Origin of the sequence: Luteibacter aegosomaticola (assembly GCF_023078475.1) — a bacterium.
GTDB classification, from domain to species: Bacteria; Pseudomonadota; Gammaproteobacteria; order Xanthomonadales; family Rhodanobacteraceae; genus Luteibacter; species Luteibacter aegosomaticola.
In genome coordinates this window covers 2,253,795-2,270,349 of the sequence record NZ_CP095741.1, presented here as the reverse complement: position 1 = coordinate 2,270,349, position 16,555 = coordinate 2,253,795, and the positions used below count along the sequence as shown (strand labels likewise).

At 63.2% G+C, this 16,555-nt stretch carries 11 protein-coding genes; 4 read left to right on the top strand and 7 right to left on the bottom strand.

Going from position 1 to position 16,555, the window contains the following annotated elements:
* The first annotated feature begins 232 nt into the window (after positions 1–232).
* Complete coding sequence (locus tag L2Y96_RS09990; protein ID WP_247336322.1) at positions 233–1,033, top strand: hypothetical protein; 801 nt, start codon at positions 233–235, stop codon at positions 1,031–1,033.
* Positions 1,034–1,121: 88 nt separating this feature from the next.
* On the opposite strand, the gene L2Y96_RS09985 is transcribed toward L2Y96_RS09990, so the two are convergent.
* The gene (locus L2Y96_RS09985; protein WP_247336319.1) at positions 1,122–3,512 is read right to left on the bottom strand and encodes an autotransporter outer membrane beta-barrel domain-containing protein; all 2,391 of its coding nucleotides are present in this window, start codon (positions 3,510–3,512) and stop codon (positions 1,122–1,124) included.
* Positions 3,513–3,803: 291 nt separating this feature from the next.
* On the opposite strand from L2Y96_RS09985, the gene L2Y96_RS09980 reads away from it, so the two are divergent.
* The 3 genes from L2Y96_RS09980 to L2Y96_RS09970 all read left to right on the top strand — a co-directional run bounded on the left by L2Y96_RS09980 (position 3,804) and on the right by L2Y96_RS09970 (position 9,574).
* On the top strand, positions 3,804–5,831 hold the full coding sequence (locus L2Y96_RS09980; RefSeq protein WP_247336316.1) for a hypothetical protein: 2,028 nt from the start codon (positions 3,804–3,806) through the stop codon (positions 5,829–5,831).
* 18 nt (positions 5,832–5,849) lie between these two features.
* Entirely contained in the window at positions 5,850–7,871 is a 2,022-nt protein-coding gene (locus L2Y96_RS09975; protein ID WP_247336313.1) for a hypothetical protein, read from the top strand.
* 74 nt (positions 7,872–7,945) lie between these two features.
* Positions 7,946–9,574, top strand: coding sequence for a hypothetical protein (locus tag L2Y96_RS09970; RefSeq protein ID WP_247336311.1), 1,629 nt, complete (start codon positions 7,946–7,948; stop codon positions 9,572–9,574).
* A gap of 9 nt (positions 9,575–9,583) precedes the next feature.
* Here L2Y96_RS09970 and L2Y96_RS09965 read toward each other — a convergent pair whose 3' ends face one another.
* The 6 genes from L2Y96_RS09965 to L2Y96_RS09940 form a co-directional block, all read right to left on the bottom strand.
* A complete protein-coding gene (locus L2Y96_RS09965; RefSeq protein ID WP_247336308.1) occupies positions 9,584–10,717 on the bottom strand; it encodes a GNAT family N-acetyltransferase in 1,134 nt (377 codons plus the stop codon).
* Positions 10,714–12,261, bottom strand: a complete 1,548-nt coding sequence (locus L2Y96_RS09960; protein WP_247336305.1) for an oligosaccharide flippase family protein — start codon at positions 12,259–12,261, stop codon at positions 10,714–10,716. Before L2Y96_RS09960 ends, L2Y96_RS09965 begins: the two co-directional genes overlap by 4 nt.
* Positions 12,258–13,856, bottom strand: a complete 1,599-nt coding sequence (locus L2Y96_RS09955; RefSeq protein WP_247336302.1) for a hypothetical protein — start codon at positions 13,854–13,856, stop codon at positions 12,258–12,260. Before L2Y96_RS09955 ends, L2Y96_RS09960 begins: the two co-directional genes overlap by 4 nt.
* A 92-nt stretch (positions 13,857–13,948) precedes the next feature.
* Positions 13,949–14,950 (bottom strand): UDP-glucose 4-epimerase GalE, encoded by a 1,002-nt coding sequence (gene galE / locus L2Y96_RS09950; protein ID WP_247336299.1) that lies wholly within the window; start codon positions 14,948–14,950, stop codon positions 13,949–13,951.
* Positions 14,947–15,777, bottom strand: a complete 831-nt coding sequence (locus L2Y96_RS09945; RefSeq protein ID WP_247336297.1) for an alpha/beta fold hydrolase — start codon at positions 15,775–15,777, stop codon at positions 14,947–14,949. Before L2Y96_RS09945 ends, galE begins: the two co-directional genes overlap by 4 nt.
* Positions 15,777–16,553 (bottom strand): serine aminopeptidase domain-containing protein, encoded by a 777-nt coding sequence (locus L2Y96_RS09940; protein WP_247336295.1) that lies wholly within the window; start codon positions 16,551–16,553, stop codon positions 15,777–15,779. The genes L2Y96_RS09945 and L2Y96_RS09940 overlap by 1 nt, the downstream gene beginning before the upstream one ends.
* Between the last annotated feature and the right edge of the window lie 2 nt (positions 16,554–16,555).

Genomic DNA, 16,555 nt, shown 5'->3' with positions numbered 1-16,555 from the left:
GGTCACTTTTGTAGGCGTTGGCTGGGGCTGTGTGGGTGGTGCCCGCGAGGGCTGAGCTGGTCCATATCAAAGCCGCTGCCAGCCACACCACACGTCAGATCCACATGGATTTGTAAGGCATTGCCTACGCGAGCGATCGCCCAAGACACCACAGCGATTGAAGCCAGCGCCGCTTCTGACTGGCCGATGTGACACTCAAACTATCGGCTCCTCAACGCACCAAGGAGATCGCATGCGCAACAAGCCACGTCACCACCGCGGCACGCCCGGGCACGGCCAGCCATCTCAGCGAGCCCGCTCAGTCCGCAACGAACCGACGTTCGACCACTTGCTGCCAGTTGTGCCCGCCGCCTACTCCGATGGACTTCTTCCCATCGCAGCACTGTCCCCAGCCCTTCTCATTCACGCGCCGGTTGTGGATGTCCAGGGGTTCTTGACTATCGCTGGCGATGTGTTCGAGGCATATATCGATGACCAGCCGGTACTCCACTCTCGACGTGAATACGCGGACGGCGATGGTCCGTATATGAAGCTCGAGATAGCTGCATCGGAAGTAGAAGCTCTCCAAGACGGAAAGCACGCTCTCTCTTATCGCGTGCACCCTATCGGGTTTGTACGATCCATAAACTGCGGGACGACAGTCATACGCCTCGACCGCAAGCCCGCCGGGGGCCGCTGTCTCCCCCGAATCATCTTTGCGGAGAATATCGAGCGTTCCGGGCTGTCCGCCAACGCACTAAAAGATCTTCAAGACGAGACGCTGGCCGGCATCATTCCTGACTATGCCGACATCGATCCACGTGACACCCTCCACCTATTCATGAGGCCACGCGAGACCTACATCGAGATTCCCTCGGGCTACGTTAGTGCGTATACAGATGGGGAACCAATGATGGCGTCGTTTGATATTGCCAAGCTTCGGACGATGGATGGTCAAGTAGACTTTTACTATAGAGTGATCGATGCCGCCGGCCTCACGAGCCAGGCGTCATATCCCACGCCAATCCACATATCGCTCCACAAGAGCGCGTGACGGACCTAGCGATGAGCAAGGTCGACCCCGAAGGCACGCGCAGTCCATCGGACCCGGCGGCGGGAAGGTTCCCGCCGCCGGGTCTACCTCAGAACGTCACACGCATGCCGACGTTGCCCGACCATCCCTGAAATCCGCCCGATCCGACGAAATGCCGATAGGCCCCTTCGCCAAATGCTTGGACACGCGGCGTAATCTGAGCGGTCAAACCACTCGCCAGAGAGTACTCCGAACCGCCGCGGCCCATCTCGAAGCGCGCGGCAACCTGCCCTCCGTCTACACCCGCCCGGAGGGCACCGCCCCCAGAGGTCCTACGCACATCCAGCCGTACGAAAGGAATGTAGACGCGCCCGTGATGAAATACAGAGACACCCGCGGCCGTCGTCACAAAACGTCTGTTTCCGAAACGCACACGCAAACCACCCTCTTCGCGAAGAGACTTGATCGCAACAGATTGGGTCGACAGCAGAGCGTGCGGTTCGACTGTCCACAGCCCTCCCACCTGGAATGGCAACCCGCTACCCATTGAAACGCCAGTCGAGGTAGCGCGAATCCTGCCGACGCCAGGGCCCGAAAGCGTGGTGTCCGTCCAGCCGCTCATCCGCTGGCGGCTCACGACCCAGTCCGCCCAGAAGCCGTCGCCGCTACGCCATGTGACCCACGCCGACGAGCCATTGGCCTTGAGTCTCGTCACACTCTCACCATCGACGGCACGCGGCACGATCGAGGAACGCCCCCGATCCACTGCCCAGCCAGCTCGAAGCGATCCGTTGTCACCATCAAGGCCGACGAGCGAGCCACCCAACTGCCACGCCTCCATGCTCTCATCGAAGTCGTATCCATAGTTCTTGAATGCCACGCCACTGCTATAGCGCTGATTTTTCGACGAGTACCTGGCGAACATTTCGGCACCAACCGACCCTTCGAATGCGTGATCACGCAGCTCACCAAGTCGTTCATGCAAACTGGTGGTGATGCCGTCCGCATAGGCGAATACCGCCGCGGGCGCTGAGATGTATGACGCAATCTGAGGGGCCACTGCCGGGCGCTCGGCACTGCCACCGCCCGACCCCACTTCTCGGGACACCAGGCGGTAGTCCCACTTGATGGCACTGTCCTCTAGCGAGTTTTGCGTCTGGTCAACCTCATCGGGTCCGAATGATTTGAGCTCATATTGGTATGCACCAAGCGTCAGGTACTTCCCGGTCAACTGGAATGCACCGTGGGCAGAAGAACCGCCGACTTGGACGAGTGACGCGCCCTCATTGCTATCGGCCACATGATTGCCGTTCGAATCGGTTGGGATCGGGTTACCCGACAGCGCCACTTCGATCAGGACGGGATTGGACGTATTGACGTCGCCGCGAACAAGGATCTGGTCGCCTCGATCCCGTGCACCGCCAAGAGCAGCAGTTTCGACACGAAGATCGAACCGGCCACCTTCACCTACTACATCGTGCGAGATCATCAGGCGTCTACCAGCGGTGGCTCCGGGGTCGAATCCTACATAACCGCCTGACACGCCAAGGGCTCGAATAGAACTGTCGCCAGTGAGGCTCCACTTAGCAGCATCCCCGACGGTCACCGCTGCGTCCCCATTGACGTTACCAGTGAGCGACGCGCGTTGACTGAGCCCTATTTCAGCGGTAGCCCCGTCGTCAATGATCACATCACCCATCACCCGCGATGAGTCGACCTGAAGGCTCAGACTCGCTCCGGAAGCCACTGCAGCGGCGACGCCTATACCAGACGTCAAGGTGGATCCAGAGTGCAGCCATACAAAGGAACTTGAATCTGTGCCCTTGGTCTTTCCCATCTGGATTCCCGGGCCATTAACGCCAACCACCGAGGAACCATCTACGATCAACTTAGTAGCGCCACCATCCGGAACTCTCGGCTGCGAGCCGATATATACGCCAGACGCATCCCCGCGAACTTCACTTCGGTCGGTCACCGTTGCCGAGCCAGAAGCCAGGACAATGCCCATCCCGCCGCGCTCGCTCGATTCAATCAACGACGACGATGCCAGAACCGAGCTATTCGCATCGATAGAAAGGCCCGCGACGCCGCCTCGCACGACACTCCCACTGATTCGCGCCAACGACGACAGATCCGATGACAGATCCGTACGTCGGCCTTCGAGACGAATCCCAACACTACCTGGCGATTCGATCCGCGAGTCTTCGATGTCGATAACACCTTGACGTGAAGAGATTCCCCAGACCTCTGACTTAACGAATGCAGAGCGAGCCGTGAGCGAGCCGCCATCGACCGATACATAGTCGCTACGCGCTCCGTTCGTAAGGAACAACCTCGCTCGATCATTTACGACCCACGGCTCCGGCGGGCCGGCACCCCCCTCTACGACCGCCACCTCGTCTTCTGCAAGGCTACGCGCAACGCTTACATCCACCGCTCCGAATCCGCCCGCTATCGCGACAACGCCAGCAAGGCGATGCCCCAAACGACTCATATCCATCAGTTCTCCAAGAGATTCGCACTATCGTCCGTGCGCCACGCACAAGTGCCACGCACCAAGCCATTAGACGCCCAAGAGTGAGCCACCTGCGTAGGCGATGACCAACGTCGCGTGTAGGCGTGGGACGACGACAATGTAGTCCACCTCGGCTGTAAGAATGACCTCACAACAAATGAGGCTTCGCCTACATTTCAAGTCGTACCACGTGGACCAAGCGCGGCCGAAAGCCCTGACATACGCGAGGAAGGCGGGCTCATAAAGTTGCATCTCCACACGAGAGAGGTAACACACATGCCCAACCCGACAAACCAGCGCGAACGCTCAGCGACGAACATGGCCGATGCGGATAGCAACGCGAGCGTCATGCTCCGCGAAATCCGTGTTGAAGACACGATCATTGACTACCTCAGGCCCACGATCCCTGCCGCCCTTCCGGATGGACGCGTTCCACTAAGCTCCCTTGATCCACACCTCATCGTACGAGCTCCTATCGTCGACACTCCCGGATACATTACCGAAGTCGGCGACCTGTTCCAGGCTGTCTTGAACGATGTCCGCCTCGACGAAACGACCGTTACGTACAAGAACGAAGAAGAGGCGTTCGTCGAACTGAAGATCCCGAAGGCGACGCTCGATTCCATCGAAGATGGAATCCATGCGCTTGCCTTCCGCACGGTCCCGCGACCGTTCGGCGATGTCGTTCTCTCAGGCAGGACAAGACTCGTCCTTGACCGCGTTCCGCCTGGCGGACGTTATCTTCCGCGCATCGTGTTTCACGAGTCGCTGGAAATCGATGGTCTTGCACTGACGACCTTGCTGTCCCTTCCTGACGCGACGCTCGTCGGCATCATTCCTGACTATGCGGACGTGGACCCCCTCGATACGATCCATGTATTCATTCAACGCCGCGGCACCGACCTCGCAATCCCCGCAGGTACCGTGGCTGCCGCAACCGATGGCCGACCGATGACCGTAGGCTTGAGTCGAGCCATCCTGGAAAAGATCGATTCGCCGGGGCGCGTCGACTTTTTCTATCGCGTCGTCGACGCCCTTGGATCAACGAGCGATTTCTCAACGGCAACCGCCCTCAACATCTCCATCCTTAGCAGCCCTGAAATCCTCCCGGCTCCTGAAGTGGTAGCCGCAGAGGACGGGCTCATTACAGACGCCTACGCCAGACCCGAACTCGTTGTGCGGATCCCCCAACTCGAACCTTCGGCTCGTGAGGGAGACACGATTCAGCTCTTCATCGGCCAGAAGGTCTTCGCGCCTATCAACATCTACGCCTCGGATATAGGCGACGGTCCGCTAAAGACCGTTTCCGTGGATTACACAACGACGAGAGGTCTGGCCGAAGCTGCGGCATCCGTGACTTTTCAAGAGGAGATCCGCTACGTCCATCGACGCGAGAACGTCCCGAGTAAATCTGACTCGGGGACTTATGCGTTCGATCTGACCTTGCCCGGTGGCTGGGACCCGCTTCCCGAAACGGACGCCAACGAGGCACTAGCCAAGCCCGTGTTGCGAGGCGCCACGGGTCTTCTTGACAACGTCATCGGTTTCGATGACTCCACGCTTCCGGCGACTGTGTACATCGGCGAGCCGAGCTCAGACTCCCGAGCCAGTCACACTATCATCGCGGGCGACAAAATCACGGTGAAGCTCGACGACAACGCTGTCGGACCGACGCACGTAGTACACGATGGTTCATACCCGATCGCCGTCGCCATCTCGGCGGCTGACCTAAATGCCAACGCTGGCGTGAAGCAGCTTAGCTACGATGTGGAGCGCGAACTGCAGACGAAGCCACACGTTGCCGTTGCCCGCTCCGTAACTCAAACCGTACGCATTGACTCCGCTGAGAATCTCCCCGGATCGGGTAAGCCACTCCAAGCGGCCGTCTTCCTAAAGGCACGCATCCGAGAAAGCACTAACGGAACCTACGGTCTCTATGCCCAGGACTTTACCGACGGGATCACCCAGCTCCGAGTCTTTGGCTACACAAACATGAAGCCGGGCGATCGGGTCAGTGTCATGTACGAGGGTTTCGATCGATTTGATGATGGCGAACGGGTCCCTGGTGCTGACGGAGAGCTCTCTCACGTTGTGACTGACCGAGACGTCGTCCCCAAGACAACCCCAGATCCCGAAACTGGTCAGGTCGTCTACTTCGACGTTGACTTTCCTATCGAACCGGCAAAGGCGGTAGCGCATGGTCGAATTGAGTACACGCACAAAGCGACTAACGAAACCGGGACTGGCGCGTCTCCGCGCACCGGGGTGGGCATCCGCGTCCGGTTCTTGACTAAAAACATCTAATTTACAAGGAAGAAGTAAATGAACATTACGAATAACACGCGCGACTTTGTATTAACGCCCCCAATGATTCGAGAGGCCGACGACGGGGGCCTTGGCTACTCGGACATCATTGAAAATCCGTGGGGTCACTTAAATGCACAGATCGTCGATTGGGGGCGATTGGTTAGCGGTGATGTGATCGATGTCCTCTGGGGGCCAAATTTGCACCCCATTGCACGCCACGTCTATCGAAACGAAGACGATCAAGCACCGATCATCAAGATCGATGTGACCATGATCCGGCAGTTCGGCGAAGGGTCCATGCAATGCGCCGCCCGGCTGACGGACGTGGACACTGGCAACATCAAGCAATCGGAACCCACCACCGTACGCGTCAAGTACGCAATTCCCGGTGGATTGGATCCTGACCCCAATACGCCGTATCTGAACGAACTTCTCGACAAGCCCGCCATCGAACCGCTACCCATGCCCGACGATTTCAACGGCGTTGTCGTTGTCGTCCCTCCGTACCTGAATATGGCCGCTGGCGACTCGCTGACCGTTAGCTGGCATGGCTTGGCGGTTTCGCGCCCCTCGCTAGCCGAGAGCGAAGTCGGTCACCCAGTGCGTATCGCTATCGATCGCGATACGGTTCTGAGCGCTTCGGGCCAAGCGGCAATCGTGCGATATCAGGTGTATGACGTGGTGGGCAACTGGTCTCGCTGGTCCGTCCACGTTGAGGTCGAGGTGCCCTCAGATGATAGCTCCGCCCCGACTGCCCCTTGGGTCGTCGGCACGGTGAACGATCTCGGGGCCACGATCGATGCGTCGGCGATCGGCAGCAACGACCTCGTCGTTCGTGTCGAGAACAATCCGGCACCGGTAGGTTCGATGGTCGCCGCCGTGTGGGATGGCGTAACCGCAACGGGGAAAGCCCTCACCTACCGCTCTCCCGACCAGAAAGTACATCGTCCGGGTCAGGTTCTGGACTTCAGCATTCCCAATCGACAAGTCACTGAGCTTGCCGGAGGCGAAGGCGCTGCGAGCTACGTATTCACGTCGAACGGGGTGGCAACTCACTCCCGCCGTCGACGCCTGGCTGTTCTTGGAAAACCTCAGGAGCTGCAAGCGCCGACCGTCCGCGAGGCGAAAGGCCTGATTATTGCCCCGAGCGACCTCAGCACCGTCGTGCACGTGGAAGTCGCAGGCTGGCCAGGCCTCCGTGATGACGACCGCTGCTACCTCGAATGGGTAGGCCAACGCAAAGACGGTCAGCCGACCTTCTTCAACGCGGCTCTGACAGGAGCGAATGTCGGCCCGGACAACCGGCTGGTATTCGAGGTGCCCGCCGAGGAAGTCGTCCGCCTTGCCGGCGGCAAGCTCCGCGTCCGTTACAGCGTGGCAGTGCACACCCAGGTGCGCTCTGAACATGGGCTGCGTAGCGAGCCGCTGGTGCATATCTCCTCGCCATGGCTTGAGTTGGCCGTCGAAGCCCAGGTCGCACCTTTGAGTATCGACTCAAGCCCCGCCGCACTCGCCAGCCTCATCGTGCGTCTCGAGAAGCGCGTAACTGTCCCGCCGGCGGGCGCTTTTGTGGCGCGCGTGGCATCCGGTGGCGTTCCTCCGTATCGTTACAGCGCTTCCAGCGGCGCCGTCGAGGTTGACGCGGCCACTGGACGGGTTGTCTCACTACGCAATGGCAATGCCATCGTGACGGCGACCGATGCCAAGGGGGCCACCGTGTCTTATCCGGTGAAGGTTAGTAACGTCCTGCATCTCACCGACCTGGTGGTTCAGACGACTTACGCCTTGGGCAATGGGCAAGCAAGGAAACGCGGCGGCCGCCAACCGTCGCTGGCCGAGTGGGACGCCATGCGCGCAGCGTATGGCGGCGCACCGGACGTGCGAGCCGATGCTGCCTGGAGCAGCCACCAGATCGACAAGTTCGACAACTACGTTGTCTACCCGAACACCGGCGCCCGCGAGGCCCGTAAGGCCTTTGGCCTCGGCAATCCGCTGGGCGTGGCGTGGGTGTGGTGCGTCACCGCACCGACCGTCTGACCCTTCGAATGGCGCGTGCCGCCGCCCCGGCGGCACGCGCTTTACCTGGACCCATGACTTGGGAGATTCATGCCATGAACGGCTTTACCAAACATCGCAAGCGCCGCCCGCACCGTCGACGGACGATCGCCGAGCTGCAGGTGCTCTGCAGCCACCGCATCGATGACGACGACCCCTTTGCGTCCGCCAACCTGGAAACCGCCGTGCTGCGGTCATTCGTTGGCGGCGGCCGGGCAAGGGCAGAAATTCTCATTCCACCGTACGAACCCATGATGGTCGGCGATCGCGTGACGGTTGCCTGGGAGAAACGGCTCATCGCCCTGCCGCCGGTGACCGAGGAACAACTTGGCATGCCGCTGGGCGTGACGATCAAGCAGGCCATGCGCGACCTCTCGGCCACCCGCGATGTGCGCATCACCTGGCAGGTACTTCACCCGGACGGCTCCTGGTCTCGCTGGGCGCCGGCCAGTTATGCGCCCTTGCGCTGCTCCGGCTCCTACGCTCCGACACCCTGGCTCGAATGCACGGACGGTGACCTCGGGCGCGTCTTCGAGGTGTCGCGCCTTTCCCGCAACGATCCCATCGTTCGTGTAGAGGGCCATGTCGCGTCGATGGGCGACCGCGTCATCCTTCGCTGCGACACCATCATGGCGACGGGGCGGACGGAAAGCTGGGAGTCGAACCAGGTACGCGTGGGTCGTGACGGCCAGACGCTGGACTTTCACCTCCCCTACGATCTCTTCCGCCGCGCCATCGGCGGTTGCTGCGTGCTTCACTACACCATCAGTGCGCCGCGTATCGCACCGCGCGATTCCGTGCGGCGGCGCGTCGATGTCACGGGCGCACCGGTGCGCTTCATCGCCCCGGTCATCCAGCAGCTGGACGGTGCGGTCCTCGACCCCCAGCATGCGGCGGGTGGCGCGTCGGTCGACGTACCGCTGTGGCCGGGTGCCGCCGCGGATGATGAGTGCGTACTGATCTGGGAAGGCACCGGCCCCGACGGCACCGTGGCGACCTACACGGAAACGGCGACTGGTCGCGAGGCCATCGAGCGCGAGTGCCTGACGTTCCCCGTGCCCGCCGACGAGGTCCGGCGGCTCGACGGCGGCTCGCTACGCGTGGCGTACCGCGTGACCGTCCGTGCGGATGTCGAAAACGAAAAGAACGTCCAGCGAGAGGTGCTGCACACGCTCGAATCGGAGTGGCTTTCGCTACGCGTACAAACCACCAAATCCCCGTCCATGGTCGTTACCGATGACCTGAACGGCCTGACCTACCGCCGCATCGATACGCTGCGCCGCGCGTACCTGACGTTTACACCGACGCTGGGCCAGTGGGCCATCCGCGGCGGGCGGGACGGCATCCCGCCGTTCCACGATGGCACCTTCCTCAGCTGCGCCGATGAGAAGGCGGCCTTGCGCATCGTCTTCTCCCAATCCTGCACGTCGGTGCGGTTCGGCTACGGCGCCAACGGTCCCGGCGGCAATGGCTCGATCGTCTGCGTCGATATCTACGGCCGGCACGGTGACATGATCGGCGAAGCGGTTTACACCGTGCCGGTGACCGGCCTCCCGGGCCTTTGGATCCAGCTGCATGCGAAGGACTACGGCGAACGGATCGGCTCGATCGTGGTACGCAAGGATACGGAAGGCATGTTCCGCAAGGTCACCGCGCAGATCGATAACTTCACCCTGGGCTGGTGATGCCGTGGCTCAACCGCGTTTCCGCGCGCGCATATCCTCGCGAACGCGGTGCAGGCCACGGTAGATCCAGCGTACGGGCGCATACATCCGGAACCCCGCGGTGGCGCGCGTGGCACGCACGATGTAGAGCGAACCGCAGGGCTCGCAATGCGTCGCGAGCAGCCGTTTGTACTGGTTATCGCCGTAACCGAAACTCACCTGCTCACCCGGGAAGCGATCGAGCAACGCCTTGATCGCCTGGAACACGGCGACGGAGCCGATGCCCACCTTCGAAACTTCCTCGTCGTAGCCGAGGTCGTCAACGAGGTAGGTACCTGCCACCCGGTAACCATGGACGTACGCCAGCGGCTTGCCGTCACGCACCACGACATGCCCAATGATGAGACCCGACGCAGCGAGCCGCTGGAACAGGGCCACGCGCAGCGGGTCGTCCCATTGCGTCGGCAAGTCGTCGTGATGCCAGGTGCGCGCGTAGACCTCATGCATCAGCCGGCAATACTCGGGCATGGCCTCGGGCGTATCGAAGGTATGGAGCGCCGCGTCGCCACCCAGCTTGCGATAGGCGCGGCCCACCCGCTGGGTGAGATCGGTGCGGCGCTTCTTGTCCATCTGCGCGAGCCAGGCGTCGGACGACGGCTGGTCGCGGATGGTCCATTGCACTTGCTCGAGCAGATTGGCGGGGATGACACGCATATCGCCACCGTGCCCCAGCGATACGGCGAACGGATTCGGTAGCACGCTCTCCTGGATGCGCAATACGCGAATATTCGCGTCGCCGTGCAACTGACGAACGATTGCAATGCTCACCGTAGCCTGATCCTCGGCCGCACAGACGACGCCCGCACCCAGCATCCGCAGCGCTTCGCCGCGATACAGACTGACCCGTCGGCCGGCCAGGTCGAGCCGCGCGATATGCCGGATGGCGAGCAGCGGTGCGTAGCCGACCATGCGACCCGCGCCGTCCCGAACGACGACGACGTGCGGTGCCGTCCCGTCCGTGCGGCTTTCCACTTCGTAGGCGATCCAGTCCGGGTGCTGCACGATGCCGTCACAGCCACCCGGCTGCTCGGCAAGGGCGGCCATTTCATCGCGCGCTGCACGCAGCGCGTCCAGAGTATGCAGGATCGAGCAGAGGTAGTTCATGGGGTGGCCTTCGCCGCCGCGGGCGGCACCATGGCGAGTACACGGGAGAAGACGCGTCCTGGTGGCCCGAGCCGGCGGCTTATACCTGCCATCAGCTGGAGGTCATCGCTGGACCAGTAGCGCACCCAGGCGCTGCCGGGGACATAGATCGCCATGAAGGCCGCGGCGCCCACGAGGAAGCCGAGCCGGGACGGCGTCGCTTCCGTAGCCACCCAGGCTGCACCCGTGGCCACCAGGCCCACGACGAACAAGCGCACCATCGCCGCCAGTGGCAGGCCGCCGTGCGTGGCCTTGCGGAGGTAATGCACCGCCAGAATCATCTCCACGACACGGGTAGTGGCGTACGTACCCACGGCGCCTACGAGCCCAAAGGGCGGGATGAGCACCCCACCCACGATGGCATTGGCAGCAAGCGCCACGACGGCGATCCGCACACGGTCGTCCTGCCGATCCACGACGGTCTGGAAGGCAGCAATACCGTTACCGATGAGCAACAAACCACCCAGCACGAGGGTCGCCTCGATCGCCGGGATGGCATCCAGGTACCGCGTGCCATACATGAGGCGCACGATCTCCGGGGTCGTGACCACGCCGAGTCCGGCGATGCAGATGCCCACCGCCCAGTAGAAGCGCGTGGCCTCCGACAGGAAGCGCGCCGCTTTCGCCGTACCGCTTTCGCCGAAGGTCTTGGCCATGTAGGGCAGCAGCGTTGAGGTAAGCCCGACGGAGAACAGCTGCACGGCACCACGCGTGAGCGTGCCTGCGATGGCGAAGTACCCCACCGCGACGGAACCGGTGAACGTGTTGAGCAGGAACACTTCGATGGTACCGGTGCGGAACGAACCCATGAGCACCAGCATGGCGGTGAGCTTGAGGTGGCGATTGACCCGCACCGTCATCGCCTCGGGCACCTCACCTGGCGCATACGGACGGCATAGCCGCCGGTACATGATCCGGTTGATCAGGTTCAGCACCAGGCAGGCAATCGTGAACAACGCAACGAACGAGAGCAGCCCAGCGTGGGTGAACATGGCACCCAGCACGAGCAACATGCCGAGGACACCGCCCACGACGGTCGCGACGGCTTCGGGCTCGAACCGCTCCTGCCCCTTGCCGATCGCCACGAGCATGGCGTAATTCGCCTTGGCCACGACGGCCACCACGACAAGCAGCATGATCGGCAACAACGACTGGTCCCACTCCGCAGGGCGGAAGACCAGCGCGACGATCGCGAACAGGCCGATCACCACGAGCGAGCTCCATCCCTGGATCCGCGAGAATCGTGCCGCCAGGCTCGAGGCCAGTTGCGGGTCGCCCATGCCATCGGCTTCGGCGATGAATTTGGTCGACGAGGTCGTGAGCGCGTGATTGGAGCAGACGATCAGCCAGCCGCAGAGCCACACCGTGAAGGCGTAACGGCCGAAATCGGCCGGGCCCAGCGAACGGGCGATCCATACGCTCATCAGCAGGCCGAGGGCGTATTCGATGTAGGTCGACACCGTCACGATGCCGACGCTGCGCAGGACGTCGAGGCGGCGGGTCATGGCGCGGCTCCGGCGCCCGCGGGCTGGGCCATCATCCATTGGGCGACGCCTGCGCCGCGGTTGTTCCAGTTGAAGCGGCGGATGGTGTCTGCGATGGCGGCGCACGCAGGGGCGTAGGAATCGGCAATGGCGGCGAAGCGCTTCTTCAGGGCGGCGGCTTGTGCCGGATCCTTCGTGAAGTAATACGCGGCCGCGACCGGCAGCCCCAACTCCACGGTATGGCCGTCGCTATACCAACCCTCACTCTCCTGGATCTTCATGATCGCGGCGACCGGCGCCTGCGAGGACGACCAGTACCAGGCGATCTGCCCGCCCGGGCCGGAACAATCGTTGCGCCAGTTATGCGGTGACACCAGGTACTTCGGATCGATCCAGCCATACCGTTCCAGGTACCGGCCGAAATCCACGATCATCGGCGGGATCCGCGCATCCTTCGTCACCAGCCACGCATGCCACAGGCCATCGATGATGTTTTCGCTCATCCACGGCGAGGCGCCGCGCACGTCATCGGCGCCGTGCGGGTCGTTCTCATGCACGTTCCAGCTATTGCGCCAGGATCCGTCATCACCGAGCCCATCGGGGTTATGGCGCTGGTGCGCTTCCAGCCAGCCCACCCGTTCGTCGATGCGCGCGCGATCGCGCTTGTCGCCCGTCAGTTCGTAGGCAGCCACCGTTTCAATCAGACCGAGCCCGGCAAGACGTTCGGTGAAGTAATCCTTCGGCCCGTCGTAAGGCCCTGGCGCATTATTCCAGCCACCGCTGGCCCAAAGATCAGCCATCTTCGTGACCAACGCAGCGTCGTGCATGCTGTCATCGCCCGTCAGGCCAACCGCCAGCAGGATCGGCTCGATGTAGACGTACTTCACATCGCAGGGCTTGCCGTCCGGCAGCCAGCCGCCGCCGCAAGAGGGGCTCGCCGCGAACCCGTCGCGCTTGATGCCCGCCATGTACCAGCGGTAGCTCTCTTCCGCGGCCTGCAGGTAATCCGCGCGGCCGGTGCGCACATAAGCCTTGAACAGTGTCGAAGGCCGATCGAACAGCCACGCCGTCGTATCCTTCACTGGCATGGTGCGCGCCCACTCGAACTGGGCATCCACGTAACCCGCATACGCCTCGCCTTTCGCGGCCACGCTTTGCGGGCCCGCGATGAGCGAGGCGGCGAGCCATGCCGGCGTGAGCGTGGCCACGGCGGCCGGCGAACCCTTCACCAGCCCGTCGGCATACGGCCAGCCCGGCGCCGACTTCTGGCGGGGTTCGCCCAGGGCGAAGTAATACGTACCTTGCGCACCACGGAACTGTGCGCGTACCGCGCGGATACTGCCGTCTCGAAAATGCCAGGTGAGCATGGGCTTGATGTCGGCAGCCACTTCATCGCCATGCGCATCAAGAATGCGGACATCGTGCGCGTCACGCAGCGCGCCTGGGGCGAAGGGAATGCCGACCGACACGGGCAACGCATCGCCCTGCCCGGCGACGCGCTTGACCTCAATCTTCTGCGCCGCCGGTGGCAACGCAGACGCATCCGCCACGTCAGGACCGCACAGCGAAGCCAGGGCTAGCAGGCAGGCTAGCAGGAAGAGGAAGTGACGTGTCATGGCACCCGCAGGAGACGGCGAAGAAGACGCCCGCGCGCCCGAACGCGCCCAGACGGAAGCGCTCGAAACACGCACGCGAGCCATGGAGCGGGTCATGCGACCGACGCGATTGGGCTGGCTTCGGCAAGCTGGTACTCCCAGCTCAACGCGGTGCGCACGATGAAATCGAGGTCGTCGTAACGCGGCTCCCAGCCCAGCACGGCGCGGAGCTTGTCGCTGCAGGCAATGAGGTGCGGGATATCCCCGGGACGGCGCGGCAACTCCACGACATTCAGTGCGTGCCCACTGGCGCGCGCCACGGCATCCACCACTTCGCGGACACTGTAGCCATGGCCGTAACCACAATTCAGCGTTAACGACCCACCCTCAGCGCGCAGGTGATCCAGGGCTCGCAGGTGAGCGGCGGCCAGGTCATCCACATGGATGTAATCACGCACGCCCGTGCCATCCGGTGTGTCGTAGTCGGTGCCGTAGATGTAGAGGCAATCACGCTTGCCCACCGCGTGCTCGCACGCCACCTTGATCAGCAGCGTGGCATGCGGCGTGGAATGGCCGATGCGGCCCTCCGGATCGCACCCGGCCACGTTGAAGTAGCGCAGGATCACGTGGCGCATCGCCCCGGTAGCCGACCAGTCGCGCAGCATCGTCTCGGACATGAGCTTCGAGGTGCCGTACGGGTTGATCGGCTGGGTGGCGGTATTTTCGTCCGCCACGCCGTCGGCCGTCGTGCCGTACACGGCGGCCGTCGAGGAAAAGATGAACTTGTCGACACCCGCCGCCGCGCAGCAGGCCAACAGGTTGCGGGTATTGCAGGTGTTATTTCCGTAGTACTTCAGTGGATCGCTGACCGACTCGGGCACGACCGTATGCGCGGCAAAGTGCAGCACCGCATCAACGCGGTAGGTCTCGAGCGTGCGCGCCACCAGATCGCAATCACCCACGTTGCCTTCCACCAGCGCTGCGCCGCGGACGGCCTCGCGGAATCCCGTGGAAAGGTTGTCGATCACGACCACCCGCTCGCCGCGGGCCACCAGTTGCTGCACGGTGTGGCTGCCGATATAGCCGGCGCCGCCCGTGACCAGGACCGTACTCATGCGTGCCTCCCCGCGGCCGGCGGGAAGTTCCGCGCCAGCCAGCCGCCAATGCCGTCGACGAGCCGCGCACGGTCGCCGCTAAGGATGTAGGTGTGGTCGGTTTCCGCGCGGTAACTGGTGGTGATGGCCGGATGATCCATGACCTTGCCAAAGCACTCGCGGAACTGTCGTGCGTGGTTGAAGCAGTAGCTGATGCCGCCGGAATAGACGAGGTAAAGCTTCATGCCGCGCCCCACCATGCCGGTGAAGTCGGCGATCACCTCTTCGCGTGGCGCCGGCGCCACGGAGAACACCGGTTCCGACGCCGGCTTCTCCGTGGCACCGCCGCTGGCACGCTGGCGCAGGAAGCGCGCCCAGCGTGCCGCGTCGAACATGCGTGGCAGGTAGTGGCGCAGCTTGTAGCCCAGCGTCTGGTAGGCGTAGCCATCGAGGAAGACCGCACCGGACACGCGCGGGTCGCTCGCCGCGACGGTGTGCGCGTTCTGCGCGCCCGAGCACAGGCCGACCAGGACGAAACGTTCGCAACCAGCGCGCTCCGCCAGCAGCTTCATCGCATCATCCACATCGGCGCAGACTTGCTGGGTGCGCGTGAGGCCGCCCCCGCTCGCACCGCTGTCGCCTAGGGTCGACAGATCGAAACGCAGTGTCGGGTAGCCCGCCGCGTTTAGTTGGCGGGTAAGGTCCACGTGCAGGCGGAACGGGCCAATGCGGTGGACGAGGCCGGCATTCAGCACGATCACACCGGTCTCGCCCAGCGAACCCTCGGGTACGCCGGCGATGCCGACCAGGTGCCGCGCACGGCCAAAACGGAATGCTTCCTCGCGCATCACGCATCCTCCGTCAGGCGGCCGGTCACGGCCTGGATGAGCGGGTGCGAGAGAATCGCCGACTCAAGGCGGCGCAGGTCACCCCAGGGTGTGGGCGGCGAAATCGATGCCACCTTGCCGCGGCGTGACACCAGATGCTCCCAGCGTGGCGTGGCATCCGGCGGCAGCGAATCGAGCACCAGGGTCGGCACGTTGGCCGGCGCCACGTGCAACCCCTGGATCTGCTTGCGCAGGCCATCGCCGATATCGAAGCCAAGCCACTGCTCGGCCACGTCCGCATGGCTGCGCGGCTGGTTGAAGCGGTCGGCATCCTCGCGCAACGCGCCCTGCATGGCGTCGAGTGCCGCCACGTAGTCGTCCCCGTCGATCACCGGATCCCAGGCGATGACCTCGCTAAAGCGCGCCCGGTCGGCGGCGCCCAGCGCGATGCTTCCACCCAGGCGGGCGCCGAACGCGACGACGCGATCCACGCCAGCCCGCGAGCGCAGCTCGCCCGCGGCCGTCACGGCATCGCCGATGCAGCGCTGCCAATCGACCTCGGTGCTGCCGCCGGCTGAATCGCCGGTCCCGTGGTAATCGAAGCGCAGCACCGCCACGCCCTGCGCGGCGAGTTGTTGCGCGAGCTGGCGGTACAACCGGTGTGTACGGATAAGCTCCTGCCCCAGCGGTGGGCACATGAGCACCGCGCGCCGCGGCGTCGAAGCCGGCGCGTGGTACATGCCGAACAACCCGCTATCGGCACCGAAGAAGAACGGCAGTTCCGGGTCCGTGCGCATGC